Annotated in this window: 25 protein-coding genes and 1 pseudogene; 11 read left to right on the top strand and 15 right to left on the bottom strand. The window is 63.0% G+C overall.

The features are described from left to right. Positions 1-88: 88 nt before the first annotated feature. Complete coding sequence (locus tag ACFX5Q_RS10730) at positions 89-1,441, top strand: formimidoylglutamate deiminase (protein ID WP_404277524.1); 1,353 nt, start codon at positions 89-91, stop codon at positions 1,439-1,441. After that, positions 1,438-2,178, top strand: coding sequence for a histidine utilization repressor (hutC, locus tag ACFX5Q_RS10725; RefSeq protein WP_404277522.1), 741 nt, complete (start codon positions 1,438-1,440; stop codon positions 2,176-2,178). Before ACFX5Q_RS10730 ends, hutC begins: the two co-directional genes overlap by 4 nt. A gap of 210 nt (positions 2,179-2,388) precedes the next feature. On the opposite strand, the gene ACFX5Q_RS10720 is transcribed toward hutC, so the two are convergent. Beyond that, positions 2,389-2,733, bottom strand: coding sequence for a RidA family protein (locus tag ACFX5Q_RS10720; RefSeq protein WP_192182714.1), 345 nt, complete (start codon positions 2,731-2,733; stop codon positions 2,389-2,391). 235 nt (positions 2,734-2,968) lie between these two features. Here ACFX5Q_RS10720 and aztA point away from each other — a divergent pair, with 235 nt between their 5' ends. The 4 genes from aztA to ACFX5Q_RS10700 all read left to right on the top strand — a co-directional run bounded on the left by aztA (position 2,969) and on the right by ACFX5Q_RS10700 (position 6,091). Beyond that, complete coding sequence (gene aztA, locus ACFX5Q_RS10715; protein WP_404277519.1) at positions 2,969-3,778, top strand: zinc ABC transporter ATP-binding protein AztA; 810 nt, start codon at positions 2,969-2,971, stop codon at positions 3,776-3,778. Then, a complete protein-coding gene (gene aztB, locus ACFX5Q_RS10710; RefSeq protein WP_404277517.1) occupies positions 3,778-4,653 on the top strand; it encodes a zinc ABC transporter permease AztB in 876 nt (291 codons plus the stop codon). The genes aztA and aztB overlap by 1 nt, the downstream gene beginning before the upstream one ends. Positions 4,654-4,687: 34 nt before the next feature. After that, complete coding sequence (gene aztC / locus ACFX5Q_RS10705) at positions 4,688-5,629, top strand: zinc ABC transporter substrate-binding protein AztC (protein ID WP_404277515.1); 942 nt, start codon at positions 4,688-4,690, stop codon at positions 5,627-5,629. A 123-nt stretch (positions 5,630-5,752) separates the two neighbouring features. Next, the gene (locus ACFX5Q_RS10700) at positions 5,753-6,091 is read left to right on the top strand and encodes a TIGR01244 family sulfur transferase (protein ID WP_404277513.1); all 339 of its coding nucleotides are present in this window, start codon (positions 5,753-5,755) and stop codon (positions 6,089-6,091) included. Here ACFX5Q_RS10700 and ACFX5Q_RS10695 read toward each other — a convergent pair. Then, complete coding sequence (locus ACFX5Q_RS10695; RefSeq protein ID WP_006205881.1) at positions 6,088-6,555, bottom strand: Lrp/AsnC family transcriptional regulator; 468 nt, start codon at positions 6,553-6,555, stop codon at positions 6,088-6,090. The two genes, ACFX5Q_RS10700 and ACFX5Q_RS10695, sit on opposite strands and share 4 nt — an antisense overlap. Positions 6,556-6,693: 138 nt before the next feature. Here ACFX5Q_RS10695 and hppD point away from each other — a divergent pair, with 138 nt between their 5' ends. Next, the gene (gene hppD, locus ACFX5Q_RS10690; protein WP_404277511.1) at positions 6,694-7,809 is read left to right on the top strand and encodes a 4-hydroxyphenylpyruvate dioxygenase; all 1,116 of its coding nucleotides are present in this window, start codon (positions 6,694-6,696) and stop codon (positions 7,807-7,809) included. 211 nt (positions 7,810-8,020) lie between these two features. On the opposite strand, the gene ACFX5Q_RS10685 is transcribed toward hppD, so the two are convergent. The 5 genes from ACFX5Q_RS10685 to hmgA form a co-directional block, all read right to left on the bottom strand. Then, complete coding sequence (locus ACFX5Q_RS10685) at positions 8,021-8,557, bottom strand: DinB family protein (RefSeq protein WP_404277509.1); 537 nt, start codon at positions 8,555-8,557, stop codon at positions 8,021-8,023. A 305-nt stretch (positions 8,558-8,862) separates the two neighbouring features. Then, positions 8,863-9,159, bottom strand: coding sequence for a hypothetical protein (locus ACFX5Q_RS10680; protein WP_404277507.1), 297 nt, complete (start codon positions 9,157-9,159; stop codon positions 8,863-8,865). A gap of 10 nt (positions 9,160-9,169) precedes the next feature. Then, positions 9,170-10,177, bottom strand: a complete 1,008-nt coding sequence (locus ACFX5Q_RS10675) for a fumarylacetoacetate hydrolase family protein (RefSeq protein ID WP_404277505.1) — start codon at positions 10,175-10,177, stop codon at positions 9,170-9,172. Then, positions 10,174-11,076 (bottom strand): MBL fold metallo-hydrolase, encoded by a 903-nt coding sequence (locus ACFX5Q_RS10670; protein ID WP_404277503.1) that lies wholly within the window; start codon positions 11,074-11,076, stop codon positions 10,174-10,176. Before ACFX5Q_RS10670 ends, ACFX5Q_RS10675 begins: the two co-directional genes overlap by 4 nt. Further along, positions 11,073-12,386, bottom strand: coding sequence for a homogentisate 1,2-dioxygenase (gene hmgA, locus ACFX5Q_RS10665; protein WP_404277501.1), 1,314 nt, complete (start codon positions 12,384-12,386; stop codon positions 11,073-11,075). The genes ACFX5Q_RS10670 and hmgA overlap by 4 nt, the downstream gene beginning before the upstream one ends. 148 nt (positions 12,387-12,534) lie before the next feature. On the opposite strand from hmgA, the gene ACFX5Q_RS10660 reads away from it, so the two are divergent. Further along, positions 12,535-12,972 carry a MarR family winged helix-turn-helix transcriptional regulator gene (locus ACFX5Q_RS10660; RefSeq protein WP_404277499.1) on the top strand — a complete coding sequence of 146 codons (438 nt, stop codon included), beginning with the start codon at positions 12,535-12,537 and terminating at the stop codon, positions 12,970-12,972. 54 nt (positions 12,973-13,026) lie between these two features. Here ACFX5Q_RS10660 and tdh read toward each other — a convergent pair whose 3' ends face one another. Together tdh and ACFX5Q_RS10650 are read right to left on the bottom strand one after the other, a co-directional pair. Then, on the bottom strand, positions 13,027-14,061 hold the full coding sequence (tdh, locus tag ACFX5Q_RS10655; protein ID WP_096456834.1) for an L-threonine 3-dehydrogenase: 1,035 nt from the start codon (positions 14,059-14,061) through the stop codon (positions 13,027-13,029). Positions 14,062-14,106: 45 nt separating this feature from the next. Further along, a complete protein-coding gene (locus ACFX5Q_RS10650; RefSeq protein ID WP_404277497.1) occupies positions 14,107-15,294 on the bottom strand; it encodes a glycine C-acetyltransferase in 1,188 nt (395 codons plus the stop codon). Between the two features lie 298 nt (positions 15,295-15,592). Between ACFX5Q_RS10650 and ACFX5Q_RS10645 the strand changes: the two genes are divergently transcribed. Continuing rightward, complete coding sequence (locus ACFX5Q_RS10645; protein ID WP_404277495.1) at positions 15,593-17,662, top strand: putative bifunctional diguanylate cyclase/phosphodiesterase; 2,070 nt, start codon at positions 15,593-15,595, stop codon at positions 17,660-17,662. 116 nt (positions 17,663-17,778) lie between these two features. On the opposite strand, the gene ACFX5Q_RS10640 is transcribed toward ACFX5Q_RS10645, so the two are convergent. After that, entirely contained in the window at positions 17,779-18,225 is a 447-nt protein-coding gene (locus ACFX5Q_RS10640) for a MarR family winged helix-turn-helix transcriptional regulator (RefSeq protein WP_404277493.1), read from the bottom strand. Positions 18,226-18,337: 112 nt separating this feature from the next. On the opposite strand from ACFX5Q_RS10640, the gene ACFX5Q_RS10635 reads away from it, so the two are divergent. Then, positions 18,338-18,745, top strand: a complete 408-nt coding sequence (locus tag ACFX5Q_RS10635; RefSeq protein ID WP_404277491.1) for a hypothetical protein — start codon at positions 18,338-18,340, stop codon at positions 18,743-18,745. A 140-nt stretch (positions 18,746-18,885) separates the two neighbouring features. Here the strand turns inward: ACFX5Q_RS10635 and ACFX5Q_RS10630 are convergent, their stop codons facing one another. Beyond that, positions 18,886-20,931 (bottom strand): FAD-dependent oxidoreductase, encoded by a 2,046-nt coding sequence (locus ACFX5Q_RS10630; RefSeq protein WP_404277489.1) that lies wholly within the window; start codon positions 20,929-20,931, stop codon positions 18,886-18,888. A 60-nt stretch (positions 20,932-20,991) separates the two neighbouring features. On the opposite strand from ACFX5Q_RS10630, the gene queF reads away from it, so the two are divergent. Further along, a complete protein-coding gene (queF, locus tag ACFX5Q_RS10625; protein WP_192182732.1) occupies positions 20,992-21,453 on the top strand; it encodes a preQ(1) synthase in 462 nt (153 codons plus the stop codon). A gap of 20 nt (positions 21,454-21,473) precedes the next feature. Here the strand turns inward: queF and ACFX5Q_RS10620 are convergent, their stop codons facing one another. The 4 genes and pseudogenes from ACFX5Q_RS10620 to ACFX5Q_RS10605 form a co-directional block, all read right to left on the bottom strand. Next, positions 21,474-22,067: a hypothetical protein gene (locus ACFX5Q_RS10620; protein ID WP_404277487.1), complete on the bottom strand. Its 594-nt coding sequence runs from the start codon at positions 22,065-22,067 to the stop codon at positions 21,474-21,476. 4 nt (positions 22,068-22,071) lie between these two features. Next, positions 22,072-22,548: a DUF3828 domain-containing protein gene (locus ACFX5Q_RS10615; RefSeq protein WP_404277485.1), complete on the bottom strand. Its 477-nt coding sequence runs from the start codon at positions 22,546-22,548 to the stop codon at positions 22,072-22,074. 201 nt (positions 22,549-22,749) lie between these two features. Beyond that, the gene (locus tag ACFX5Q_RS10610; RefSeq protein WP_404277483.1) at positions 22,750-23,859 is read right to left on the bottom strand and encodes a mandelate racemase/muconate lactonizing enzyme family protein; all 1,110 of its coding nucleotides are present in this window, start codon (positions 23,857-23,859) and stop codon (positions 22,750-22,752) included. A gap of 98 nt (positions 23,860-23,957) precedes the next feature. Continuing rightward, a pseudogene (locus ACFX5Q_RS10605) lies at positions 23,958-24,060 on the bottom strand (cobalamin-binding protein); the annotation flags it as partial.

Genomic DNA, 24,060 nt, shown 5'->3' with positions numbered 1-24,060 from the left:
CCGTTTCAATGGATGGCAATTATGTATATACATATTGAAACGCACTGCAAGTGCTATCGTGAATGGAAAGCGGGATTCGGAGAAAAACGTGACGGCGATCTTTGCGGAACAGGCGCTGCTGCCCGACGGCTGGCACGGCAATGTCAGGATATCACTGGCTGACGGCCGCATCGTGACAGTCGACGCAGGTGCATCGCCGCAAGCCGGCGACGAACGACACGCCATCCTGTTGCCCGGCATGCCGAACCTGCACAGCCATGCCTTCCAGCGCGGCATGGCGGGTCTCGCCGAATTGCGCGGCCCTTCCGCCGACAGTTTCTGGAGCTGGCGCGAGGTGATGTACCGTTTCGCGCTGTCGATGACGCCCGACCAGGTCGAGGCGGTCGCCGCCCAGCTCTATGTCGAGATGCTGGAAGCCGGTTTTTCACGCGTCGGCGAGTTTCATTATCTTCATCACGATCGCGACGGAAAACCCTATGCCAACATCGCCGAGATGGCGGAGCGCATCGCGGCGGCGGCCGGCGAGACAGGCATCGGGTTGACGCTGCTGCCGGTGTTTTACGCGCATTCCTCCTTCGGCGGCGCGGCGCCCAATGAAGGCCAGCGGCGATTCATCAATGATGTGGAGAGGTTCGCGCCGCTGCTTGAGAAAAGCCGGGAGTGTGTTCGCGCTCTGAATCAAGCCGTCGTCGGCGTCGCCCCGCACAGTCTGCGCGCCGCGACGCCGGATCAACTCGCCTCGGTCGCCGCCATGGCGCAAGACGGGCCGGTTCACATCCACGTTGCCGAGCAGGTGAAAGAGGTTGAGGACTGCATCGCCTGGTCCGGCGCGCGCCCGGTCGAATGGCTGCTCGCCAATGCCGGGGTGGACCAGCGCTGGTGCCTGATCCATGCCACCCACATGACCGAGGCCGAGACGGTCGGCATGGCCAAAAGCGGTGCCGTTGCCGGTCTCTGCCCGATCACCGAGGCCAATCTCGGCGACGGTACCTTTGCCGCGCCGCTGTTCACCGAACATGGCGGACGCTTCGGTGTCGGTTCGGATTCCAACGTGCTGATCGGCCTGCCTGACGAATTGCGGCAGCTCGAATATTCGCAGCGCCTTGCGCATCGCGCCCGCAATGTGCTGGCGGTCGCCGGCGGCTCGACCGGGCGCGCCTTGTTCGATGCGGCACTAGACGGCGGCAGCCCAGCACTGGGCGCTGGCCCTTCGCGGATCGCAGCCGGCGCCGCTGCCGATTTCGTCTCGCTCGATGCAGATCATCCATCGCTGGCCGGAAAGGCCGGCGATGCGATCCTCGATGCCTGGATCTTCGCCAATGGCACCAAAGTCGATTGCGTCTGGGTGCATGGCAAGAAGCAGGTCAGCGACGGCAGGCATGCAAAACGCGAGGCGATTGCCGCGCGGTTTCGCAAAGTGATGACGGCGCTTTCGGCATGAGCCTGATCGAGACAGCGGTGGTCGAAGGCGGCGGCTCGCTGCACCAGCGCATCCTGTCCGACATCAGCGAAAAAATCCTGTCAGGTGCCTGGGCGCCCGGCCACCGCATCCCGTTCGAGCATGAACTGACGTCTGAGTACAATTGCTCGCGCATGACGGTGAACAAGGCGCTGTCGCAGCTGGCCAAGGCCGGACTGATCGAGCGCCGCCGCCGCTCGGGCAGCTTCGTGCGCCGGCCGCAGTCGCAAGCCGCGGTGCTGGAAATCCACGACATCCGGATCGAGGTCGAAGCGCTCGGCCTGCTTTATCGTTATGAAAGGCTGGCGCGGCTGAAGCGGCGCAGCAGCGCCGAGGACCGCGCCCTGCTTGAGCTAACCGCCGCAGGGCCTGTGCTGGCGCTGGAGTGCCTGCATTTCGCCGGACAGCGGCCGTTCGCACACGAACAACGGCTGATCAATCTGACCGCCGTCGTGGAGGCTGGCGAGGAGGAATTTCTTGAAATCGCACCCGGCCCCTGGCTGATCGGCCGCGTGCCTTGGAGCGAAGCCGAGCATCGCATCCGCGCCATTGCCGCCGACCAGCACATTGCCGATGCCCTCGACATCGAGCCCGGCGCGCCGTGCCTGGTGGTCGAACGGCGGACATGGAGCGCCGAGCATCCAGTCACCCATGTCCGCTTCACCTATGCGGCCGAGAGCCACACGCTGGTGGCGCGGTTCAGGCCATCGCAGGGGTAGTGCCACACCCCTTCTCCCCTTGTGGGAGAAGGTGGATCGGCGCGCAGTGCCGAGACGGATGAGGGGTTGCTGGAAGAAATGAGGCGTCAAAAGATCAAGCAGTTTTAAGCGCTTAGTTGTTCAAGGTGGCGATCAGTCCAACACCCCTCATCCGACCGAGCTTCGCTCGGCCACCTTCTCCCACAAGGGGAGAAGGTAAAGCGCCATGCCTCAAATCGCAGCGGTAATAATCATCTCGACCAGGTATTCCGGGCCGGCGAGCTTGGCTTCGCCGGTGGCGCGGGCCGGCGTGTGGCCCTTAGGCACCCACTTGTCCCATTCCGCATTCATCTCGGCGAAGGTGCCCATGTCATCCAGCCAAATGATCGCCTGCAGGATCTTGGTCTTGTCGGTGCCGGCCTTGGCCAGCAATTCGTCGACGGTCGCCAGAATGTCGCGGGTCTGCGAGGCAACGTTGCCGCCGGGCTCGCCGACCTGGCCGGCCAGATAGACGGTGTTGCCGTGGATGACGATCTGGGTCATGCGCGGGCCTACATCGATGCGACGAATGCTCATGGGATGTTTCCTTCCTTTTGTGGGTCGCGCCTCTTTAGAGTTGCGGCTTGCTTCGGGCAAGGCCGCCTGGGCGAATCCTTCTTGAGCCAAGGCGGTGGGCGCGAGGCCAGCCGTACACGGCGAGTTGACCGGGGCGCCGCAATTCCGCCGGAATGGCTTGTTGACTAATGTAATAACATCACATATCGACTTGGCCGCCTGCAGCAGCGCGGATTTCCGCGCCACGGATCGTTTGATGACAAATGCCTGCCTGACCTTCCGCGACCTGACGCTCGGCTATGGCAGCCACCCGGCGATCCATCATCTCGACGGCACCATCCGCAAGGGCTCGCTGACCGCCGTCGTCGGCGCCAATGGTTCGGGCAAGTCGACGCTGATGAAGGGCATCGTCGGGGTTCTCAAGCCGATGGCCGGCAGCGTGATCCGCGCGCCCGGCGTGCGCGCCGCCTATCTGCCGCAGCAGTCGGAGCTCGACCGCTCCTTTCCGGCGCGGGTCGTCGATCTGGTTTCGTTGGGCCTCTGGCCAAAGCGCGGCATGCTAGGCCGCTATACAAAAGAGGATCGCGACTCCGTCAGCCAGGCGCTGATGGCCGTCGGTCTCGGCGGCTTCGAGAAGCGCCCGATCGACACTTTGTCGGGCGGCCAATTGCAGCGCACGCTGTTTGCCCGCGTGCTGCTGCAGGACGCCGATCTCATCCTGCTCGATGAGCCGTTCAACGCCGTCGATGCCAAGACCGTCGGCGACCTGATCGCGCTGATCAAGCGCTGGCATGGCGAGGAACGCACTGTCATGGTCGTGGTGCACGATCTCGACCTCGTCAGGCAGAATTTTCCAGAAACGCTGCTGCTCGCCCGCCAGCCTGTGGCCTGGGGCGAGACCAAGGAAACGCTGCGGCCGGAGAACCTTTTGCGCGCCCGCCGCTTCCATGAAGCGTGGGAAGAGAATGCGCCGTGGTGCGAGCCGGAAGGCCATGATCACGGGCATGTCCACGGGCACGATCACGTTCATGAACACCATCATGGCTCCGGGCCGAGGGCGGCCTGATGGACGCGCTCTACACCCTCTTTATCGCCCCCTTTGCCGATTTCGGCTTCATGCAGCGGGCGCTGATCGGCTCGCTGATGCTGTCGCTCGGTGCTTGCCCGGTCGGCGTCTTCCTGATGCTGCGGCGCATGAGCCTGTCGGGTGACGCCATGGCGCATGCCATCCTGCCCGGTGCCGCCGCCGGCTTCCTGTTCTATGGGCTGGAAATCCTGCCGATGACCATTGGCGGGCTGATCGCCGGCGTCATCGTGGCGCTCGGCGCCGGTGCCGTCTCGCGCTTCACGATCCAGCGCGAGGACGCCTCGATGGCGGCCTTCTATCTCATCTCGCTCGCCATCGGCGTGCTGATGGTGTCGATCCGCGGCTCCAGCGTCGACCTCATGCATGTGCTGTTCGGCACCGTGCTGGCGCTCAACAATGAGGCGCTAGCGCTGATCGGCGGCATCGTCGCGGTGACACTGGTCTGCCTCGTCATCTTCTGGCGGGCGCTGGTCGCGGAATGCCTCGATCCGCTGTTCCTGCGCTCGGTCAGCCGTCTCGGCAGCCCTGTGCATTTCATCTTTCTCGGCCTCGTCGTGCTCAACCTCGTCGGCGGCTTCCAGGCGCTGGGCACGCTGCTGTCGGTCGGGCTGATGATGCTGCCGGCGGCGGCCGCCCGCTTCTGGACCGTGCGCGTCGAGCCGATGTGCGTGCTGGCGGTGCTGATCGGCTTCGCCTCCTGCATTGCCGGGCTGTTGCTCTCCTATCACGCGTCGCTGCCGTCAGGTCCGGCCATCATCCTGTCCGCCGGCGTCGTCTACTTCGCCTCGATCCTGTTCGGCACGCGCGGCGTGCTGCGCGCCCGCATCGTGCATCACCGCCACCGAACCGCCTGATCCTCACCCCCCGCCCTACAAGGAGATCTTCCCAATGCTGAAATCGATCCGCGCCGCCCTGACGATGAGCGTTATAACATTAAGTGCCTTTGGAGGCTCCTCGGCCTTCGCGGCGCCGCTCAAGGTGGTCGCCAGCTTCACGGTCATTGCCGATTTCGCGAAAAATGTCGGCGGCGACCGGGTCAACATCACTACCATCGTCGGCCCGGATGGCGATGCGCATGTCTACGAGCCGAGCCCGGCCGATGCGGTGGCGATGGCCGGCGCCGATGTGGTGCTGGTCAACGGACTGCATTTCGAAGGCTTTTTGCAGCGCCTGGTCGACGCCAGCGCCACCAAGGCGACGATCGCGGTGCTGTCCAAGGGTGTGACGCCGATCGATTTCAAGCCTGAGTTCGCCGATGCCGACGCTGCCGAAGGCGCCGGCACGGGTGGCGGCAAGACGGTCACCGACCCGCATGCCTTCCAGTCGATCGCCAACGCAAAGATCTATGTGAAGAACATCGCCGATGCCTTCTGCGCCGCCGATTCCGCGGGCTGCGTCAGCTACCAGAGCAACGCCGCCGCCTACACCAAGAAACTCGATGCGGTCGAAGGCGAAGTGAAGACGGCGATCCAGTCCATCCCGGAAGAAAAACGCGTCGTCATCACCTCGCATGACGCCTTCGGCTATTTCGAACACGAATACGGCCTGACCTTCCTGGCGCCGCAGGGCGTGTCGACCGATTCCGAGCCTTCGGCCGCCGACGTCGCCAAGCTGGTCAATCAGGTCAAGCAGGATAAGGCGGCGGCGATCTTCGTCGAGAACATCACCAATCCGCGCCTGATCGAGCAAATCGCCAGCGAGACCGGCATCAAGGTGGGCGGCACGCTCTACTCCGACGCGCTGTCGCAGCCCGACGGCCCGGCCTCGACCTATATCGACATGATGCACAACAACATCGCCCAGATCAAAGGCGCCATCCTCGGCAGTTGAGCAAGGCCGGTTGGATTCCTCGCCGGAAATGTCTATGTGCGCAGGGAGATTTCTTCCCTGCGCGGATTGCCGGTCCGACCGGGGAGTGGCAAGACTGCCGCCAAATCGGATTGCGAGGACACCATGGAATACCGCCAGATCAGCGAAGACTATTCGGTTGCGGGGCAGATCCAGCCCGAAGACGTCGCCGCCATCAAGGAAGCCGGCTTCAAGAGCGTCATCTGCAACCGGCCCGACAATGAGCAGCCCGGCCAGCCCTCGGCCGACAGCGTCAAGGCAGCCGCCGAAGCGGCAGGACTCGCTTTCCGCTTCGTCCCGGTCATCAGCGGCCAGATCACCATGGAAAATGTCGAGGACCAGGCCAAAGCGCTAGACGAACTCGAAGGCCCCGTCTTCGCCTATTGCCGCTCCGGCGCGCGCTGCACCAATCTTTATGGGCTGGTCCAGCAGCAGAAGGCTTAGATCGGCAGCGCGCCGGTTTCCTTCAGTGTCTCCAGCACGATCGCCGTCTTCACGTGCTGCACGGATTCGTGCGGCAAGAGCACGTCGTTGACGAATTCCGACAGCGACTTCAGATCCGGCGTCACCACCTTCAAGATGTAGTCCATCTCGCCGGTCAGCGCGTGCGCCTCCTGCACTTCCGGCAGCCGCGCCAGCAATTCGCCGAAGCGCCTGGCATTGTCGCGGTTGTGGGTGGCCAAGGTCACCGAGATGACGTTGACCAGCGAAAAGCCGAGCCGGTCGCGATCGAGCACGGCGCGATACCCCTTGATATAGCCGTCCTCCTCCAGCCGCTGACGGCGGCGCGAGCATTGCGACGGCGATAGATTCACCCGGTCCGACAAATCGCTGTTGGTCAACCGCGCATCGGCCTGCAGCAGCGCCAATATCTTGCGGTCAAATTGATCAATGCGCACATCATCCACGGTCGTTCTCCTCTCTGTGCACGTTTCACGCATCAGATGAACATTTCAAGCGTTTGAATGCAAGCTCTGTGCGGTTGGTTGGCGCTATAATGGGCAAGGATGGCCAAGAGCGGCCAGAACAGCTTTCGGAGACCTGCCATGGGCCCCTTCCCGCACGACGCACCGCCCGCCAAGATCAGCAAGACCAATCCCGCCGGCACCGACGGCTTCGAGTTCGTCGAATTCGCGCATCCTGAGCCGGAGAAGCTCGCCGAGCTTTTCACCCGCATGGGCTATGTCGCGGTTGCCAAACACCGCAGTAAGAACAACACCGTCTGGCGCCAGGGCGACATCAACTACATCGTCAATGCCGAGCCCGGCTCGCATGCGATGAAGTTCGTCGACAAGCACGGCCCCTGCGCCTCCTCGATGGCGTGGCGGGTCGTCGATGCCAGGCACGCTTTCGACCATGCCGTGGCCAAGGGCGCCACGCCTTACGAAGGCAAGGACAAGGCGCTGGACGTGCCGGCCATCGTCGGCATCGGCGGCTCGCTGCTCTATTTCATCGACAGCTATGGCAAGAAGGGCTCGGCCTATGACGCCGAGTTCGAATGGTTGGGCGAGCGCGACCCGCGGCCGCAAGGCGTCGGCTTCTATTATCTCGACCACCTCACCCACAATGTCTATCGCGGCCAGATGGACAAATGGTGGGATTTCTACCGCGAGTTGTTCGGCTTCAAGCAGATCCATTTCTTCGACATTGACGGCAAGATCACCGGCCTTGTCAGCCGGGCCATCACCTCGCCCTGCGGCAAGATCCGCATCCCGCTGAACGAGTCCAAGGACGAGACCAGCCAGATCGCCGAATATCTGAAGAAATACAATGGCGAAGGCATCCAGCACATCGCGGTGGGCACCGACGAGATCTACGGCGCCACCGACAGACTGGCGGCCAACGGGCTGAAATTCATGCCGGGTCCGCCGGAAACCTATTACGACATGTCCTATGACAGGGTGAGCGGCCATGACGAGCCGATCGAGCGGATGAAGAAGCACGGCATCCTGATCGACGGCGAAGGCGTGGTCGACGGCGGCATGACCAAGATCCTGCTGCAGATCTTTTCGAAAACCGTGATCGGCCCGATCTTCTTCGAATTCATTCAGCGCAAGGGCGACGAAGGCTTTGGTGAGGGCAATTTCCGTGCGCTGTTCGAATCGATCGAGCAGGACCAGATCAAGCGCGGCGTGATCAAGGTCGACGGCAAAGCGGCGTAACGGTCAAATTGCCGACGTACAGCTGCCCCTCACCTGCCTGCCGGCATCCTCTCCCCGTAAACGGGGCGAGGGACGCTATCGCCGATGCTTTCGCCAATTGTCAGCATTGCAGAAAATGGCGCCGGGTTGCGGCCAGCCTCTTTCTCCCCGTTTACGGGAGAAATGCCCGGCAGGGCAATGAGGGGCGGCGCCAATATCGGGGATTGGTCGATCACAATCCCAACCGCTCTACCTCTTCTTTCCTCAGCTTCACATCATAATCGAGCAGAAACTCGTCCAGCTGCGGCGGCGCGACGGAGGTGCCGGACAGCATGGCGTGCACCTGGCCGCGATGGTGGATGTCGTGCAGGAAGACGTGGGCGAGGATGTCGCCGATTTTTTCCGGAATCATGCCGTCCTCGCGCCGGTCGGTGATGACGCGGCGGTCGAGATCGGCCTCTGACAGGGCGTCGCAGAAGGCGATGAGCCTGCGGTCGGCCGCGACCTGGGCGGCAAACAGCGCCTGAGGTTTATCGAACGGCACATAATCATCATAGGCAGCAGCACCAACGCCACCCTCCTCCAGGAAATCGAGATAGAGATAGTCGACCGCGAGGATGTGGTTGAGCGTCGCCTTGATCGACGGGAAGAAGCTGGTGCGTTCGGCTTCGAATTCGCCAGGCTTGAGCTGCAGCACGGCACGGTAGAGCCGGTCGTTCGACCAGAGATTGTTGCCGGCCATGCGGCTGAAGTGGGTGAGAATATCCATGCTATGCGCCTGCCCAACCGGTCCAGGCAACCAAATTTGTAATGCCGGCCAGGGTAACTATACCCGTAAGACGAGCGTTCATGCTGCGCCGCAGCGCCTGTGTTTCGGCGTCGCTTGCGACGTCCCGGTTCAAAGCAACATGAATAAGCTTCGGTAGGCGCGCCACGCTGCTGAAATTGCGCAGCCTTTCAGACCGGTCCTCGACCTGCCGGCAGAGCCGAATTGCGGAGATCAACAGCCAGCCGGTTGCGACGCTGCAAAGTCCGATCCAACAAAGATAGGGAACGGAGTACGGCATCTGCCAGTCAAGCGCCCGTCGACCGCACCAGATAGAGGCCCGCCCACATAACCGCGAAACCGGCGACAACGATCAGCAGCAGCCGGTTCATGCGCCGGCGCATGGCCTGCGTTTCCTCGTCCCGCGCGACGTTCAGATTGGTGACGGTGTGGAACATCATCGCGTTGCGTGGAAAGCCGCTGCGGTTGGTGAGGTCAGGCGAGCGCGCCTCGATGCGATAACTCAGCCGGATCGCCTGGATGAAGATCGCCAGCATCACAAGCGCCCAGACGCCGCACAGAAGATAGAATGCCCCGCCCGTCATTCCCTCACCTCTAGTATTTCTCGACCTTCTGCTCGATGGCGCCGAAGATCGAACTTCCCGCCTTGTTCTTCATCTCGATGCGCACGGTGTCGCCGAAGCGCAGGAACGGCGTTTTGGGTTCGCCTGATACAATGGTCTCGATCATGCGCAGCTCGGCGATGCAGGAATAGCCGGCGCCACCTGCCGACACGGGTTTGCCCGGACCACCGTCGAGTTTGTTGGAGACGGTGCCGGAGCCGATGATGGTGCCGGCGGCGAGCGACCGTGTTTTCGCGGCATGGACGATCAGCGCCGGAAAATCGAAGGTCATGTCGATGCCGGCGTTCGCCCGGCCGAACGGCTTGCCGTTGAGATCGGCGAGCAGTGGCAGGCTGACCTTGCCGCCATCCCAGGCGTCGCCCAATTCGTCCGGCGTCACCGCGACGGGCGAAAAGGCAGAGGACGGCTTTGACTGGAAGAAGCCGAACCCTTTGGCGAGTTCCGGCCCCGTGAGGGCGCGCAGCGTCACGTCGTTGACCAGCATGACCAGCCGAATAGCGGCTTTTGCCTCTTCGAGGCCTGCGCCCATCGGCACGTCGTCGACGATGACGGCGACTTCCGCCTCCATGTCGATGCCGAATCCGTCGTCCGCCATGCGGATCGGATCGCGCGGCGGAACGAAGCTGTCGGAGCCGCCCTGGTAGATCAGCGGATCGGTCCAGAAACTTGCCGGCATCTCGGCGCCACGCGCTTTCCGCACCAGTTCGACATGGTTCACATAGGCCGAACCGTCGGCCCATTGATAGGCGCGCGGCAGCGGCGAGTGGGCGTCATGCTCGTGGAAGCGCGCCGACGGCACCGCATTGTTCTCCAGCGATTCCGCCATGGCGGCGAGATGCGGCGCGATGCGGCTCCAGTCGTCGAGCGCGGCCTGCAGGGTGCGCACCAGAAACGAGGCATCGGTAAAGCGCGTCAGGTCACGCGAGACGACGACAAGTTTCCCGTCGCGCGTCCCGTCCTTCAATGTGGCAAGCTTCATGCGGTTTCCTCTCCTACTGCGGCTTCGGCGCAGCTTAAGCCCACAACAAGGCCGTCGCGGGCAATCGTCAAGTCGCCAGACCAAGTTTTCCTGACGGCGGTGATCCAATCGGCTTCGCCGATCTCGGGATCGTCGGCCGGGATGAGGTGGTTCAGCACCAGTCTTTTGACACCGGCGTCGGTGGCGATGCGCCCCGCCTCATCGGCAAACGAATGACTGGCGAGCAAATGTTCCCTCAGCCGCGCGCCGTTACCGGTCTTGGCGACCAGCCTCTCGATGCCTTGTTCCAGCATCGCCTCGTGGACAAGAATGTCGGCACCCTTGGCGAAATCGGCCAGCGGTGGAAAGAACGCTGTGTCGGCCGAGAAGACAACGCTTTTCCCGCCTTGCTCGAAGCGCAGCGCAAAACAGTCGGTCACCGGCGGATGGTCGACGCGCAGCGCCGTCACCTTCAGTCCGTAGTCCTCGATAACCTTGCCCTCGCCGAACTCGACGACCGAAACCAGCTCGCGGATATCCGGCCGGCCTTCGTCGGCGATGCGGATCTCGATGTCGAATTCCATCGCCTGGCAGAAGCGCCTCCAGTAATGGCCGGTGCCGGGTGGTCCGAAGACGCTGACCGGGCTCGCCAGACCGGCCGTCCAGGCGGTGTGGATGAGCGGCCCGAGTTCCAGCACGTGGTCGGAATGGAGATGGGTGATGAAGATGAGGTCGAGCGCCTTCAGGCCGACTCCTGCGTCAACAAACGCCCGCGTCACGCCCAGCCCACAGTCGACGACAATGGTGCGGCCGCCGAGCTCGAGCAGCGACGAACTCGGCCAAGGCCCGCCTGGCCGTACCGCCGGTCCGCCCTTGGAACCCAGAAGCACCAACCGATCGCGCACCCGGTCGACGCTCAAGACCAGTCGCCCTCAGGCGTGCCATTGAAACGCTTCTTCAGATCGGCCCAGCAGTCGATGTAATTGTCCTGCCGGGTTTCCAGCTCGGCGCCGTAGCGGGTCAGCATTTGCGGGAATCGGGTCTCGAACATGAAGGCCATGGTGTTGTCGAGCTTGACCGGTTTCAGCTCCGTGCGCGAGGCCTTTTCGAAGCCAGGGGCGTCGGGCCCGTGGGCCAGCATCAGATTGTGCAGGCTGATGCCGCCAGGGACAAAGCCTTCCTCCTTGGCGTCGTACTGGCCGTGGATCAGGCCCATGAACTCGCTCATGATGTTGCGGTGGTACCAGGGTGGCCGGAACGTATCCTCCGCCACCAGCCAGCGCGGCGGGAAGATGACGAAGTCGATGTTGGCGGTGCCCTCCTCGCCGCTCGGCGCCGTCAGCACGGTGAAGATCGACGGATCGGGATGGTCGAACAACAGCGCACCGACCGGCGAAAACGTCGCAAGATCATATTTGTAGGGTGCGTAGTTGCCGTGCCACGCCACCACGTCCAGCGGCGAATGGCCGATCTCGGTGACATGGAAATTGCCGCACCATTTGACGATCAGCCGGCAGGGCGTCTCCTTCTCCTCGAACCAGGCGCAAGGCGTCTTGAAATCGCGCGGATTGGCGAGGCAATTGGCGCCGATCGGGCCGCGGTCGGGCATCGTCAGCTTGGCGCCGTAGTTCTCGCAGACATAGCCGCGCACTTCCTTGTCGACCAGCTCGACCTTGAACACCAGACCGCGCGGCAGAACGGCGATCTCGCCCGGCCTGAGCTCGATGACGCCCATTTCGGTGACGAAGCGCAGCGCGCCCACCTGCGGCACAATCAGCAACTCGCCGTCGGCGTTGAAGAAATGGTCGTCGACCATGGAGCGGTTGGCAACATAAACATGCGCCGCCATGCCGGTCTGCCCAAGCACATCGCCGGCCGTGGTCATGCTGCGTATGCCCTGAATGAAATCGGTCGGCTCCTTCGGCATCGGCACCGGGTTCCAGCGGTACTGGCCGAGCGCCAGTTCGTGGTCGCCGACATTGGGGGCAGTCTTCCACAGCGGATAGCTCACCGGTTTGAAGCGGCCGGTGTGTTTTACGCTCGGCCGGATGCGATAGAGCCAGGAGCGCTCATTGGTGCCGCGCGGCGCGGTGAAGGGCGAACCGGAAAGCTGTTCGGCATAGAGGCCGTAGGCCGGCCGCTGTGGTGAATTTCGTCCCTGGGGCAGCGAGCCGGGCAAGGTTTCGGTTTCAAAATCGTTGCCGAAGCCCGGCATGTAGGAAAAGGCCATTGCGTCCTCCTCAAGCATGATCCCCGGATTGCCATTTCCACCCAGCGATGGCGTCTGGCGCTCCGCGGGTTGACCAAACTGGTTTCATTTGTAACCATCTAAAATGTAACTATCAATGCCGCGATGGCGTTGCGAGGACTAAGCAACCATGGACATCCTCGAACTGGAAAGCTTCCTGCCCTACCGGCTCTACCGCCTTGCCGATGCGGTCAGCCACGAATTCTCGAAGATCTACAAGGACCGCCACGGCCTGACGCGGCCGGAATGGCGCACGCTTTCCGGCCTAGGCCAGCACGGCACGATGACGGCGACGGAGCTCGGCGAGCAGTCAGCCATGCACAAGACCAAGGTGTCGCGCGCCGTCGCCGAACTCGAGCGGCGTCGCTGGCTGACGCGCACGCCCGACGAGAACGATCGCCGCGTCGAGCATCTGACGCTGACCAAAGCGGGGCTTGCCGCCTATCGCGAGATGGTGCCGCTGGCGAAGGCGTTTGAAAGGGAATTGCTGGCGAGGCTGGGCGCGGAAGAGCGGGCGGCGATTGTCCGCGGGGTGGCGGCGCTGGAGGCGGCGTTGGCCGACGGCTAGGTCAGCAAACAGAATTGTTGATACGCCGGCGGGACAGCATCTCTTATTCCGCCTTCACCAGTCCATCACCACCTTACCCGAACTGCCGCTGCGCATGGCATCGAACCCTGTCTGGAAATCGTCGATGCCGATACGATGGGTGATCAGCCCGGAGACGTCGAGCGGGCCCTGCACCAAAGCGATCATCTTGTACCAGGTCTCGAACATCTCGCGGCCATAGATGCCCTTGAGATGCAGCATCTTGAAGATGACCTTGTTCCAGTCGATCTCGAAGCCGGTCGGCGCGATGCCCAAAATGGCGATCTTGCCGCCATTGTTCATGGTGTCGATCATGTCGCGGAAGGCGGGAGCCGCTCCCGACATTTCGAGGCCGACGTCAAAGCCCTCGGTCATGCCGAGCGCCGGCATGACGTCGCGCAGCTTTTCCTTCGAGGCATCGACGACATGCTGGACGCCGAGTTTTTTGGCCAGCGCCAGCCGTACCGGGTTGATGTCGGTGATGACGACTTTCCTGGCACCAACGCACTGCGCCACCAGCGCGCCCATGATGCCGATCGGCCCGGCGCCGGTGACCAGCACGTCCTCGCCGACCAGGTCGAAGGACAGTGCCGTGTGAACCGCATTGCCCAAGGGATCGAAGATCGCGGCGATCTCGTCCGGCACGTCGTCGGGGATCGGCACGACATTGTGCTGTGGGATCGCCAGATATTCGCCGAAGGCACCGGGGCGATTGACGCCAACGCCGAGCGTGTTGCGGCAGAGATGCCCTCGCCCCGCCCGGCAGTTTCGGCAATGGCCGCAGACGATATGGCCTTCGCCCGACACGCGCTGGCCGACCTTGTATTCGGTCACCGCCGCACCGAAATCGGCGACCGTGCCGACGAATTCATGGCCGGTCACCATCGGCACCGGCACTGTCTTTTGCGCCCACTGGTCCCAATTGTAGATGTGGACGTCGGTGCCGCAAATCGCCGTCTTCCTGACCTTGATCAGCACGTCGTTGGGGCCGATCTCCGGCACCGGCACCTCTTCCATCCAGATGCCCGGCTCGGCCTTGGCCTTCACCAGCGCCTTCATCATGTTCGACATTCTTTTGTCCCTTGAATCCCTTGATTCGGAATCGCTTTCGGCGGCTCAGGAGATGACACCCAGCTCCTTACCGACCGCTCCAAACGCCGCCACCGCGCGGTCGATATCGGCGCTGGAATGGGCGGCCGACATCTGCGTGCGGATGCGTGCCTGGCCCTTCGGCACCACCGGAAAGGAGAAGCCGATGACATAGATGCCGCGCTTCAGCATGCGTGCCGCCATCTCCTGCGCCAATGCGGCATCGCCCAGCATCACCGGGATGATCGGATGATCGGCACCGGCCAGCGTGAAGCCGAGCTTGCTCATCTCGGAGCGGAACCGCGCGGCGTTGTCGTAGAGGCGCCGGCGCAGCGCATCGCCGTTGCGGACCATCTCGAACACCCGGATAGAAGCGCCGGCGATCGCCGGCATCAGCGTGTTGGAGAACAGATAGGGCCGCGAGCGCTGGCGCAGCCAGTCGACCACCTGCGTCTTGCCCGATGTATAGCCGCCGGAGGCGCCGCCCAGCGCCTTGCCGAGCGTGCCGGTGATGATGTCCACCCTGCCCTCGACGCCGCAATGCTCGGCCGAGCCGCGGCCGTTGGCGCCGACGAAGCCGACCGCATGGCTGTCGTCGACCATGACCATGGCGTCGTATTTGTCGGCGAGGTCGCAGACGCCCCTGAGATTGGCGATGATACCGTCCATGGAAAACACGCCGTCGGTGGCGATCAGCCGGAAGCGGCAATCCTTAGCCTCCTTCAATCGCGCCTCGAGCTCGGCCATGTCGTTGTTGGCGTAGCGGAAGCGCTTTGCCTTCGACAGCCTGACACCATCGATTATCGAGGCGTGGTTCAGCGCATCAGAGATGATCGCATCCTCCTCGCCGAGCAGCGTTTCGAACAGGCCGCCATTGGCGTCGAAGCAGGAGCCGTAGAGGATGGTGTCGTCCATGCCGAGAAAGGCGGAAATCGTCGCCTCCAGCTCTTTGTGCTCCTCCTGCGTGCCGCAGATGAAGCGCACCGAGGCCATGCCGTAGCCATAGCGGTCGAGCGCCTGCTTGGCCGCCTCGCGCAATTCGGAACTGTCGGCGAGCCCGAGATAGTTGTTGGCGCAGAAATTCAGCACCTTGTCGCCGCCGACTTCGATCTCGGCCGACTGCGTCGAGGCAATCACCCGCTCGGATTTGTAGAGGCCGGCCGACTTCAGGCCTTCAAGCTCGCTGTCGATGTGGGAAAGGAATGCCGCGCTCATGGTCAGGCCCTGTTGAGATCGATCGGACTGTCGCCCCGCCGGTGAGAAAAATCCATCGCAAAAACGACGGCTTCGGTGACGCCGCGAACGTGCGACCGCGATCCTTCGTGACAATCAAGTGACGATGAACTTAAATGCAGTGCTGCCGCGAAAGAACATGATAACCATCTTGGCAGCTTTCCATCCCGGCCTTTCCGGCCAGCGTCATCGTTTCCGGACCTGTTAACCCTTTCAAGCCAATGGTCTTCTCGCCAGGAATTCACGGCAGGAATCCGTCGACCGGAGGGGTCACCTAGAAATGTCGCAGCAGCCAGTGCATAGCGTGTCACGCAAGCTGATACTGCTGATCAAGAGCGGCTATTGGCTGGCGCTGCTGATCATCGCCACCATGGTGATGGCCTCCTTCATCCTGTTGCAGCAGATGATGGCAGCACAGCAGCATAACGACGCACTGCTCAACATCGTCAGCACGCAGAAGGCCCTGTCGCAGCGGATCGTCTTCCTTGCCGGCGCAACGGGCGCAGCCGCGCGCGACAAGCAACCGGCGCTGGTTGCCGCGCTCAAGCAGGCGACCGCCGAGTTCGAGACGAATTACGACCTCCTGCTCGACCAGACGGGCGCCGATCCGACGTCGCCGGCACGGCTCGATCCGAAATCGATCGAGAATGTGCTGTTCGCCAAGCCGTTCCACCTCGACTATTTCTCGGTCGGGCTGATCGCCAATGGCGAACGCCTGATCTCATCCTTCGAATCGAAGCTGGCAATCGGCGGCGAGGGCTACAAGGGCGGCGCCGAGCGCGTCAATCTCGACGCCTCCGTCGCCAACGCCACGCTGTCGGGCTATGCGGCACTTGGCCAGCGCATCAGCGCCTATGCCGACGAGCGCTCGGGGCAGCTGCTCGATCTCCACCGCACCCTGTTCTTTGCCACCCTCGGCGTCATCGTGCTGGTGGCGCTGTTCATCTTCCGCCCGATGTCGAACGCCATCCTGCGCAAGACGCGTGAGCTGGTCGACGCGCGCAACTCCATGGCCTTCATCGCCGTGCATGACGGGCTGACCGGCCTGCACAACCGCACTTTTCTCACCGACCATTTCGACACGCTGATCAAGGGCGCCCACCGCCGGCGAGAGCGGCTGGCCGTGATCCAGCTCGACCTCGATCGGTTCAAGCAGATCAACGACACGCTCGGCCACGCCGCCGGGGACTATGTGCTGGTGGTCACCGCGCAGCGTATGCGCGATTCCTGCCGGGCATCGGATCTGTGCGCGCGCCTCGGCGGCGACGAGTTCGTGATGATCCTCAATGGTGCCGGCAGCACCGAGGACATCCATATGCTGGGCAGGCGCATCCTGGAGCAGATCAACGAGCCGATCGTCTTCCAGGGCACGACGATCCTGCCGGGCGCCAGCGGCGGCATTGCCGTCTATCCCGTCGACGCCGACAATGCCGAGGACCTGCTGGTCCATGCCGATCTGGCGCTTTACTCCGCCAAGAAGCTCGGCGGCGGCAACTTCTCGTTCTTCTCCGAGGAGCTCAGGCGCGAACTCGACTATCGCAAGCAGCTCGAGCACGACATCCGCACCGCCATCGCCGATAAGGCCTTCGAGGTCTATTTCCAGCCGCAGGTGTCGCTGGCCAGCGGCACTATCAGCGGCATCGAAGCGCTGGTGCGCTGGAAACATGCCGATCGCGGCATGATCTCGCCGGGTGAATTCATTCCGGTCGCCGAGAAATGCGGCTTCATGCCCGAAATCGGCCGCATCGTCATTGGCAAGGCAATCAACGAAGCGGCCGAATGGGACCGCGCCGGCATCGCCTTCGGGCGGCTCGCCGTCAACGTCTCCGGCACCGAGTTGCGCGAGCCGGACTTCGACAAGTTCCTGTTCGACACGCTGGAGAAGGCCGGCCTGGCGCCGCAGAAGCTGTCGCTTGAAATCGTCGAATCCGTCATCCTCGACGACGAGAAGACGGGCATCGCCGCGAAGCTCAGGCACATCCGCGCCGCCGGCGTGCATCTAGAACTCGACGATTTCGGCACCGGCTATGCCTCGCTCAGCCACGTCAACCCGAACGAGATCGACCGGCTGAAGATCGACCGCCGCTTTGTCCAGAACATCAACGAGAATGGCGACAACTCCAAGATCGTGCGCGCCATCACCGAGCTGGCGCGCGGCCTCGGCATCTCGATCGTCGCCGAGGGCGCGGAGACCGAAGCCGAGCTCGACTCGCTGATGGCGATCGGCTGCGACCAGGTGCAGGGCTATTCCATCGCCTTCCCGATGCCGCAGGACAAGGCGCGCGAATGGCTGATGGCGCGCAGCCCGAAGAAGGCCAGGCTGAAGGTGCTTCAGGGCAGCCTCGCTTAAGGCGTGTCGATATTCAGGTAATGCCGGCCATAATGGTTGAGCAGTTCATAATTTGACGTTGCGAGCCGGTTTTCGGGAACGAGGCAGGATATCGTTCTTGTCACCCGGAAAATCCGCTAGCAGTCGCCCGAAGCTCGGGCTTCGACATTTGCCCTGAGCGCCGCCAGTACCTCGGCAAACTCCGCCAGCCTGTCGTCCGGCAATCCCACTCTCAGTTGCTTGTCGAAGGCGAGTGCTGCGGTGCGCAATGTCTCGAACAGCGCTTCGCCGGCCGCGGTCAGCGCCACCTGGTGAACCCGGCGGTTCTCCGGATCGCGCCGGCGCGTCAGCAACCCTTGCGCTTCCATGGCGTTGAGATGGTGGGTCAGCGTCGCACCCTGGATGCCGATCATGCCGGCAAGTTCGCGCTGGTTGGCAAGTTCGCGCGACTTGACCGACAGCAGAGTGACCCAGACTGGCAGCGTGCCGCCGGCCTCGACAAGCGCCGCGTCAAAGGCCTGCGCCACCAGCTTGGCGGTACGGGCGAGGTTCATTCCGACGGGCGGACGGTCAAAAGGCGTCATGATTCGACACTAATGCATCAAACGGATCGGCGAAACTCGACTCATGCATTGACATCGAACCATTCGACATCTAACTTTTTTGTCAGCGGCGGGCAAAAGAGGAAATGCGGTCATGCAATATATCTTCATTGCCGTCCTCGGCCTTCACGTCATGGCCGGCGTGTTCTGGGCGGGCACCACCATCGCTGTCGGCCGTGACCCGGAGATTCGGGCGGAGCGGTTCTTCCGACCGCAAATGGGCGCGGCCGGCCTGGCTTTTCTCACCGGCATATTGCTTTGGTACTTCTTCCACGAGGGCGTTTTCGGCTCGATGGAAAAGGTGCTGGCGCTGGGCATCGTGACCGCCCTGATTGCCGCCGGCGTGCAGGGCGCGTTGGTGGGCTCCGCCAGCAGGCAGCTTGCCGGCGCCGACCAGGCAACGGAAAGCCAGTTGCGTGCGAAGATGACAAGGGGCGAGCCTATTGCCGGGGGGCTGCTTGTCATCACCGTGCTCTGCATGGCCACCGCCAGGATGTTTTGAGCAACGGCGCAAGCACCGTCTACAATATCGTACAGTGCCCGGCGCCAGCCGGCACCGTGCGCGGCGCGCACCGGGCCAACGCGGCAGGTGGCTCTCCCTGCGAAGGTCCGGCGCGCGTCACCAACCGTTCGTACTGCTCGTCAGATCCGCAAGCCGAACCTAATGCCGTCATAGATGGCGGCGTGGATGTTGCGCGAGGCCACCGCATCGCCGATGCGAAACAGCACGAAACCGCCTTCGGGATTGCGCCTGGGGAAGATGTCGCCGCCACTGACCAGCCGCTCGTAGTCGACCGCGCCGCCATTCCGCGACAGCGGCTTCAGCGAGAGGTAGAGGTCGTCGAGGGGTGCCGTGCCATGCTCGACCACCACCTGGTCGACCAGCCGCTCGCCGCGCCAGCCATCGGCGAAATCCGAAGCCAGTTCGGCGACCAATTGGTTGCCCTCGCGCCGCACCGACCGCAGCCTGGTGTTGATGGTGATCGTGACGCCCTTTTCCTGGAAGGCGCGCATATAAGGCACATGGTTCATGCCGCCCATCTCGGGAGCGAAGAAGCGCTCCGGCGAAACCAGCTCGAGCTTCGAACCGGCAGTCGCGATCAGTTCGGCCGCGCCCATGCCCTGATGGCCGCCATTGTCATCATAGAGCAGCACGTTCTCGGCCGGCTTGACGGCGCCCGCCATGATGTCCCAGCTCGAGGTGACGAGATTGTCGCCCGCCGTCAGCGGCGGGTTCTGCGGCAGGCCGCCGGTGGCGACCACCACCACATCGGGCGACAGCGCCAGCACGTCGTCCTTCTCGGCCCAATTGTCGTAGCGGATCTCGACACCGAGCCGGTCGAGTTCGGCCAGTCGCCAGTCGATAATGCCGATCAGCTCCTTGCGGCGCGGGTTCTGCGTCGCCAGCCGCACCTGCCCGCCGGCCTGGCTGGAGGCTTCGAGCACCGTCACCTTATGGCCGCGCTCAGCGGCGACGCGCGCCGCCTCCAGCCCACCGGCGCCAGCGCCGACCACGACCACCTTGCGCTTAGGCCCCTCCGTCCTGGGGATGATATGCGGGATCTCGGCCTCGCGGCCGGTTGCCGCATTGTGGATGCACAGCGCCTCGCCGCCCTCATAGATGCGGTCGAGGCAATAGGTGGCGCCGACGCAGGGGCGGATCTCGTGTTCGCGGCCTTCCATCACCTTCTTGATGATATGCGGATCGGCGATGTGAGCGCGGGTCATGCCGACCATGTCGAGCTTGCCGGTGGCGATGGCGTGGCGCGCCGTGGCGACATCGGAAATGCGTGCCGCGTGGAAGGTCGGGAACTTCGTCGCCGCCCTCACCTCGCCAGCGAAGTCGAGATGCGGCGACGAGCGCATGCCGGCCATCGGGATGACCTTGGTCAGCGCCGCATCGGTCTCGATCGAGCCGCGGATGATGTTGAGGAAATCGACCTTGCCGGAGCCGGCCAGCCGCCTGGCGATCTCGACGCCCTCGTCCTTCGACAGACCCTTTTCAAAATCCTCGTCGGCAACCATGCGGATGCCGACAATGAACTTTTCGCCAACCACCACGCGCACCGCGTCGAGCACCATGCGAGTGAAGCGCAAGCGGTTGTCGAGCGAACCGCCGAACTCGTCATCGCGCTGGTTGGTGGCCGGCGACCAGAAACCGTCGATCAGATGGCCGTAGGCCTCGAACTCGATGCCGTCCAGGCCGGCGGCCTGGCAGCGCTGGGCGGCCGACGCATAGTCGGCGACGATGCGCTCGATATCCCAGTCCTCGATGGCCTTCGGGAAGGCGCGATGCGCCGGCTCGCGCACTGGCGAGGCCGACAGCACCGGCAGCCAGTCGGCCTTGTTCCAGCCGGTGCGGCGGCCGAGATGGGTGATCTGGATCATCACCTTGCAATCATGCTCGTGGCAGGCATCCGCCAGTTCCTTGAGCCAGGGCACGATGCGGTCGTCATAGACATGCAGATTGCCGAAGGCAGCCGGGCTGTCGCGCGAGACGATCGCCGAACCGGCGGTCATGGTCAGCGCCATGCCGCCCTTGGCCTTTTCGGCATGGTAGAGCCGGTAGCGCTCCTTCGGCATGCCGTCCTCCGAATAGGCCGGCTCATGGCTGGTCGACATGACCCGGTTCTTCAGCGTCAGGTGCTTGAGCTGGTAGGGCTGGAGAAGCGGATCGTTGCTTGTCATCGTCTTCCTACTGATTCATTTTGTGCTAATGAGCTGCGAAAATTGAGAAGAGACCCACCCATGATCGACACCAAAACCCTCACCCAGCTCGGCGCGCACGTCGAGACGCCACAGAGCCCCGAGGCAGCGGTCCTGGAAACCGTGCCGTTTGCGCGCGGCGACGGCCCGCCGGCCATCGTGCGCTTCGTCTGCCCGGAATTCACCTCGCTCTGTCCGGTCACCGGACAGCCGGATTTCGCCCATATCGTCATCGACTACGCACCCGATACGCTGCTGGTTGAATCGAAATCGCTGAAGCTGTTCATGACTTCGTTTCGCAACCACGGCGCCTTCCATGAAGAATGCACCGTCATGATCGGCCGCCGCATTGTGGCCGCGACCAAGCCCCTGTGGTTGCGCATTGGCGGCTATTGGTATCCGCGCGGCGGCATTCCGATCGACGTGTTCTGGCAAACCGGCGCACCGCCAGAAGGCAGCTGGCTGCCCGACACGGGTGTTGCACCCTATCGCGGGCGGGGCTGACGAGATCACGCTAACAATACTCATTCGCACTGATATTGGCTGAGCGCCCATTCGCCGGTCACCGACAGAAGGTCAGTTATCTTCCAGGCGCCGCCGACCTTCTTCAGCTTCCATTCGAGCCGGTGCTGGTGACCTTCGACGACAAAGGCGACGACCACCTTGGCCTCGTCGCCATTGACGGCCTCGATGGTCCGCAGGCTCTTGTCGATGGCGAGCTTGTCGTAGTCGGCATTGTCGAGCGCCATGTTGGGGTCGAGGCACTCGCCCTGCCCCGAGGCGCGCAGCGCATCGCTCTTGTCGAGAACAGTTTTCGCCGGATCGATGAAGTTCTTGCGCTGAGCCGGATCAAGCTCCAGCCCGAGATGCTCGTAGAAGGGTTTCACCACCGCCGTCGGCGATCCCGGCAAAACGGGCGCGGGCGGCGGCAGTTCGGCCGACTTGGTTCCCGGCGCGGGCGTTCCTTCCAGCGGCGGCGATGTGTCATCCGCCGGCGCGTTGTCGCCGGACGAGGCCTTCGGCGGCGCGCCGAACAGGCCTTGCGCCGAGGCGCTGCCGTTCAGCCCCGCGGCCAGCATAGATAGGGTCGACAGCGCGACGACAAGACGACGGAGCACAGCATCACTCCGCCGAGGGGGCCGGCATGCATTCCAAGGCACTCAGGGTCCAGTTGTTGGTTTTGGATGTGATGTCGGCGACCTTCCATTTGCCGTCCACCTTCTTCAACGACCACACCATTTCGCGTTTGGAATCATCGCCTTCCGGGAAAAGGCTGAACGTCGCCGTTACCTCGGCCGTATCGCCATCGACCGTTTCGGCAAGCTTCAGCGTCTTCGTCACCGTCTTCTGGTCAAAATCCTGCGCGTCGAGACCGGGATCGAAGTCGATGCAGGAGACCTCGTCGGGCTTCTCCTTCTGCGCCTTGTCGTTGAGCTCGAACAGCTTGGTCACCGGATCGGTGAAGCGGTCGCGATATTTGGCGTCCGCCTCGAATTTCACCGGTGCGTAGAAGAACTTCACGGCGTTGGAAGCCGGCCCAGCGAGTGCTGCGGCAGGCAAGGCAATCGACATGGCAGCGGCCAGCACTATCGGTCTCATGCAGGATCTCCGGATGTTCGGCGGCGTGGTGGCAAGATCACCACCACGCATCCTGCATATCGGCTTTTTTGCGGCTCATGAAGCCCCGCAGCGCCAGCCTCAGGCGCCCCGCCAGACGTTCTGGAAGTTCGCAAAAGCGCTTCCGAGGCTAATTGCCAACGATACTGGCCAGATACAATCGCTGCGAACATCACAGGATCCTCAGCCTCCGAAAGTCGCGACAGGCGCTTTGAGTTGGGAGCGCTCGGGCTTGACACCGAGCCCTGGCATCTGCGGGACACGGATATGCCCGTTTTCGATGACGATGGGGTTTACGGGATCGGTGTGCCCCTCGATGTATTCCTGCGCGATCCAGGCGCCCTCAAGAAGTCTCGGCTCGGCGGTAGCGGCAAGGTGCACGCATGCCGCGGCAATGACGTCCCCGCCCCATGTATCGTCACAGCTGTGCGGAAGAGATCGTATTGCACACAGATCGCGGACCGTGACCATCTTGGTAAGGCCGCCAAGGCGAGTGACCTTCAATCCGAATCCGTCCGCGATACCTGAAGAAATTGCCCGCAGGACGGCATTCAAATCCTCGGTATTCTCATCTAGGTAGACCGGATGGGTAACGCGTCCCTTGAGGCTCGCGACTTCCTCCATGGTGTTGCAAGGCTGTTCAAACACGAACGGGATTGCCTGGCAAAGCCGATCGATGTGCAGCGCGGCCGCGGCGGTGAGGCCACGATTTGCGTCGACGGCTATCCGGGCCTTGAATCCAACCGCTTCCCAGACCTTGTGCACGGTGGCGACGTCTTGCTCGAGATCCCGTCCGCCTATCTTGATCTGAAGCCGTGGGTAGCCGGCCTTGACCTTGTCGACGGCAATGCGCGCAGTCTCATCCGGTGCACCGACAATAGTCGAGTAATAAGAGGGCACACGATCGGTGAGCGCACCGCCCAGAAGTGTTGAAACCGGAACGCCCAGCCGCTGGCCGGCGAGGTCGAGGAGAGCGATATCCAAGGCTGCCTTGGCATAGTTGTGACCGTTCAACCGCTCCTCCATTCTTGTCGCGAGGCGGCGCATGGACGTGGTGTCTTCGCCGACCAGTCCAGGCGCTATTTCTGCAATCGCCGCTCTCGCACCCAAAGCATGTTGGGGCTGATAAACAGGGCCGACCGGGCAGGTCTCACCCCAGCCTGACAGTCCGTCCTCGGTGGTCACTTCAACGAGCGTGCTATCCAGATCCTGCACGGTGTCGCTGGCCATCCGGTAGGCACCGCCTTTGACAGGCAGAAGCACCTGATAGACTTTAATCGACTCGATACGCATACGGACTTAGCTCCCTTCGAGCCAAGCGATTCTGGCCATCTTGCCATTCCAGTGCATGACGGCGCTCTCGGTCACAAACCTGGATCGCACTGCTGTGTTCAAGCGCGCACATTGTGCTTGCGCTTCATGAAGTCCTTGGCGGTCTCGACCGCCACCGCTGCGTCGCGGCAATAGGCGTCGGCGCCGACGGCCTTGCCGAAT

It is taken from the genome of Mesorhizobium sp. IMUNJ 23033, assembly GCF_044778005.1.
Classification (GTDB): domain Bacteria; phylum Pseudomonadota; class Alphaproteobacteria; order Rhizobiales; family Rhizobiaceae; genus Mesorhizobium; species Mesorhizobium amorphae_A.
The sequence above is the reverse complement of the archived record's forward strand: the minus strand, read 5'-3'. Positions and strand labels throughout refer to the sequence as shown.

Bases quoted from the DNA above. Each gene is read 5' to 3' on its own strand.
- hutC (WP_404277522.1), top strand. From the start codon at position 1,438: ATGAGCCTGATCGAGACAGCGGTGGTCGAAGGCGGCGGCTCGCTGCAC.
- ACFX5Q_RS10720 (WP_192182714.1), bottom strand. From the start codon at position 2,733: ATGAGCATTCGTCGCATCGATGTAGGCCCGCGCATGACCCAGATCGTC.
- aztA (WP_404277519.1), top strand. From the start codon at position 2,969: ATGACAAATGCCTGCCTGACCTTCCGCGACCTGACGCTCGGCTATGGC.
- aztB (WP_404277517.1), top strand. From the start codon at position 3,778: ATGGACGCGCTCTACACCCTCTTTATCGCCCCCTTTGCCGATTTCGGC.
- aztC (WP_404277515.1), top strand. From the start codon at position 4,688: ATGCTGAAATCGATCCGCGCCGCCCTGACGATGAGCGTTATAACATTA.
- ACFX5Q_RS10700 (WP_404277513.1), top strand. From the start codon at position 5,753: ATGGAATACCGCCAGATCAGCGAAGACTATTCGGTTGCGGGGCAGATC.
- hppD (WP_404277511.1), top strand. From the start codon at position 6,694: ATGGGCCCCTTCCCGCACGACGCACCGCCCGCCAAGATCAGCAAGACC.
- ACFX5Q_RS10685 (WP_404277509.1), bottom strand. From the start codon at position 8,557: ATGGATATTCTCACCCACTTCAGCCGCATGGCCGGCAACAATCTCTGG.
- ACFX5Q_RS10680 (WP_404277507.1), bottom strand. From the start codon at position 9,159: ATGACGGGCGGGGCATTCTATCTTCTGTGCGGCGTCTGGGCGCTTGTG.
- ACFX5Q_RS10675 (WP_404277505.1), bottom strand. From the start codon at position 10,177: ATGAAGCTTGCCACATTGAAGGACGGGACGCGCGACGGGAAACTTGTC.
- hmgA (WP_404277501.1), bottom strand. From the start codon at position 12,386: ATGGCCTTTTCCTACATGCCGGGCTTCGGCAACGATTTTGAAACCGAA.
- ACFX5Q_RS10660 (WP_404277499.1), top strand. From the start codon at position 12,535: ATGGACATCCTCGAACTGGAAAGCTTCCTGCCCTACCGGCTCTACCGC.
- tdh (WP_096456834.1), bottom strand. From the start codon at position 14,061: ATGTCGAACATGATGAAGGCGCTGGTGAAGGCCAAGGCCGAGCCGGGC.
- ACFX5Q_RS10650 (WP_404277497.1), bottom strand. From the start codon at position 15,294: ATGAGCGCGGCATTCCTTTCCCACATCGACAGCGAGCTTGAAGGCCTG.
- ACFX5Q_RS10645 (WP_404277495.1), top strand. From the start codon at position 15,593: ATGTCGCAGCAGCCAGTGCATAGCGTGTCACGCAAGCTGATACTGCTG.
- ACFX5Q_RS10640 (WP_404277493.1), bottom strand. From the start codon at position 18,225: ATGACGCCTTTTGACCGTCCGCCCGTCGGAATGAACCTCGCCCGTACC.
- ACFX5Q_RS10635 (WP_404277491.1), top strand. From the start codon at position 18,338: ATGCAATATATCTTCATTGCCGTCCTCGGCCTTCACGTCATGGCCGGC.
- ACFX5Q_RS10630 (WP_404277489.1), bottom strand. From the start codon at position 20,931: ATGACAAGCAACGATCCGCTTCTCCAGCCCTACCAGCTCAAGCACCTG.
- queF (WP_192182732.1), top strand. From the start codon at position 20,992: ATGATCGACACCAAAACCCTCACCCAGCTCGGCGCGCACGTCGAGACG.
- ACFX5Q_RS10615 (WP_404277485.1), bottom strand. From the start codon at position 22,548: ATGAGACCGATAGTGCTGGCCGCTGCCATGTCGATTGCCTTGCCTGCC.
- ACFX5Q_RS10610 (WP_404277483.1), bottom strand. From the start codon at position 23,859: ATGCGTATCGAGTCGATTAAAGTCTATCAGGTGCTTCTGCCTGTCAAA.